This is a genomic window from Succinimonas amylolytica DSM 2873 (genome assembly GCF_000378405.1).
GTDB lineage: Bacteria > Pseudomonadota > Gammaproteobacteria > Enterobacterales > Succinivibrionaceae > Succinimonas > Succinimonas amylolytica.
The window spans coordinates 1-2,674 of record NZ_KB899653.1 but is presented as its reverse complement, the minus strand read 5'-3'; the positions used below and the strand labels follow the sequence as shown (position 1 = coordinate 2,674).

At 46.6% G+C, this 2,674-nt stretch carries 3 protein-coding genes; all 3 read left to right on the top strand.

Annotation, left to right across the window (positions count from 1 at the left end; all coding sequences use genetic code 11):
* A partial coding sequence (locus tag F557_RS0118165; protein WP_019003625.1) for an ATP-binding protein occupies positions 1–383 on the top strand: 383 nt, incomplete at its 5' end.
* Entirely contained in the window at positions 380–808 is a 429-nt protein-coding gene (locus F557_RS0118160; RefSeq protein WP_019003624.1) for a hypothetical protein, read from the top strand. The genes F557_RS0118165 and F557_RS0118160, both read left to right, overlap by 4 nt.
* A gap of 385 nt (positions 809–1,193) precedes the next feature.
* Complete coding sequence (locus F557_RS0118150) at positions 1,194–2,348, top strand: hypothetical protein (RefSeq protein ID WP_019003622.1); 1,155 nt, start codon at positions 1,194–1,196, stop codon at positions 2,346–2,348.
* The last annotated feature ends 326 nt before the right edge of the window (positions 2,349–2,674 follow it).

The following is a 2,674-nucleotide window of genomic DNA, read 5'->3' as shown; positions in this document are numbered from 1 at the left end:
TTACCCGGGGCTATTCAGTAATGTATTGCAGCATGAACGAATTCTGCATGATTCTGGAGTCAATGAGTTCCGCAGATTACGTAAAGTTCCTGCAGAAGATGAAATCCGCAAAGCTTTGCATTCTGGACGACTGGGGTATGGCAAATCTGAGCGACAGCATTATTTTAAGGCTTGCGGAGATAGCGGAGGCGAGGTACGGAACATGTTCTACCATCTTTACCACGCAGCTTCAGCGGCATGCCCTCGGAAACATTGCGAAAAAGGAATCTCTGGCTCTTTCGTCGCTGAAGGACCGGCTGTTCCGGCCTTCAGATATTTACGTAACCCTGTCCGGCTCTTCTCTGAGAGGAACCGCCGGCGAAATCAGAGGAGAACGGCAATGACAGAAAACATCGGATACCTGACACCAGAGCAGATCAGGAGTTTGTTTGACAAGGTTCTTAAAAACCGGGGAGACCTGACCCCGGAGACAGTCTCCGAACTGGCGGCTTATTACGAATGGGATACCTACACCGCTCTGAAATGCCTGTGCTGTTATATCAACTGCTGTCAGGCCCTGATAAACCGCAAGGATCTGCAAGCCATCTGCGAGGCCACGATCACGGCTGACAATCTCAGGGAACGGATGAAACAGATGGAGGACGATTTCCGGCAGAAATGCCATGAATACAGCGAACTCTCCGTGAAGTACAGCAAAAGCGAGGAGAATCTTGCGAGAGTCAGATCCGAGCGCTCAAATCTGAAGGACTCTCTTAGGTCTTTAAAAAACAGGATCAGCGTTGAGCAAATGCTGTCATCGGTTAACTGACCTCTCGCTGAACTTTTATCAGGAGCTTGTTCCCAGAATGTCAGAGCGATTTCCCAAGGTGTCAAAGTAACTTCCCAAACTGTCAGAAAAAAGTGCCTGAAAAAGGAAAGAGTTTACCGGTTAAGCCTTGTCGTATAAAGCCTGAAACCAAATGGTACGGAATGGTACCGTACCAGAAGTACCATATTACCGGCTAAGCCTTGTCGCATAAAGCCAGAAGCAAAATGGTACGGAATGGTACCGTACCAAAAGTACCAATATTGCCGTTTAAGACTTATCTCACAAGCTCTGACAGCAAAGCTATCAATTTGGAAATACTGCATACAGCCATTTCCTGCAACCGGCTGGAAATAAATCGATCAATCTTCAACATGAGGAAATCAGCATGACTGATACCATAAAATTATCCGACGGCAGGGAAATTTCCTGTTCCAAAACCGTCATGGCTCTGCTTAAGACCTGTTATGAAATTGCTTCGCGGGGAATGGAGGTAACCGCCGCCACCCTTAGCATTATTGCTCCCTCTCACTCAAAACGGGACTACACCGCTGCCTGCGAAATTTACCGCGATGAAGTCAGAGTTCGTCAGGAGTGCTCCGTTCCAATGCCGGTCAATGTTCAGGAGATGTGCAATAACAGCATCCGGCTTATCTGGGGAACCCTCTGCCGCCACTGGGAATCGCAGATTGACAGTCTGAAGGTATCGCATCAGAAAGAACTGGAAACTTCCAGAAAGAATCATGAATTTGCCCTTGACGTAAATGGCAAGCTCGAACAGCAGGTAAAAAAACTGGAGGATGAAATTACCCGCATGGAAGGCGAGCATCAGAAGTTCAGGAATGAGAGTCAGGCTGAGACCGCCAGTCTCAAAAATGAATGCCAGGAACTGAAACAGGAGAGGAAGCGTCTCTCAGCTGATTATCAGGACTTCAGGAAAAGCAGGGATTCCGAAACAGATCGGCTTAAAAGCGATTATCAGAAACTTAAGGAGAACTCTGATTCCGAAATAGCCCGTCTTAAGGGGGAGATCAAATCTCGCGAAGAGGCAGAGAGTCAGCTTTACCAGAAATATAAGAAACTTGCCGGAGAATATGATGCTTATAAAGAGGAATCCTGTGTCGCCAATGATAACCTGCGGGATAAGATTACAGCCCAGGAAAAAGAGATCAGCGAACTGAATGATAATGCTGAATCTCTTGAAGAAGAATGCGGCATATGCCACGGCAAAATATCTGATCTTGAATACTTGATTGCCGCTCTGCGGACTCAGGTAAGTCAGTACAGCGATCTGTACAGTAAAATGCATCAGCTATTGACGCCTTTTGCCATATACTGCTGTCAAAACTCCGAAAAGGACCGGCCGGAAATTGATCGGCTTATTTCTGACTTCAAGGGTTCTCTGACAAAAATTCTTGCTGAGACAGGAACTCTGATTCAAGGCCTGTCGGAATACAACGATCCGAATAAGCAGATTTCGAACAATGATCCTGTTCAGCCCGAAATAATTATTGCTGCCGAGAAACAGCCGTCAGCCGAATAAATCTGAAATATCATTGCCGATATTGCGGGCCAGCACCCGCAATTCTTTCTTTCCTCTCTTTAAACAAATCCGGCCGCCGGTGATTAAAGTGTAAACCCCGGGCAGGAGATTCCTCCAGAACATCATCATACTCAGAAACAGTCATCCCAAAGCGGGAGTCTAATCACTACATTTATACCCCTGCATGGATCAAGATTCATCGGAAAAAGCAATCAGGAATTTCCAGAAAGCTTCTCCAGGAACGGACGTAATCATCGATCAAGATTCACCGGAAAAGGGAGTCATGAATTACCTCAAAAGCTGGTCACGACCTCACTAAATTTCCA

Coding starts and splice junctions, on each gene's coding strand:
- F557_RS0118160 (WP_019003624.1), top strand. CDS start 380: ATGACAGAAAACATCGGATACCTGACACCAGAGCAGATCAGGAGTTTG.
- F557_RS0118150 (WP_019003622.1), top strand. CDS start 1,194: ATGACTGATACCATAAAATTATCCGACGGCAGGGAAATTTCCTGTTCC.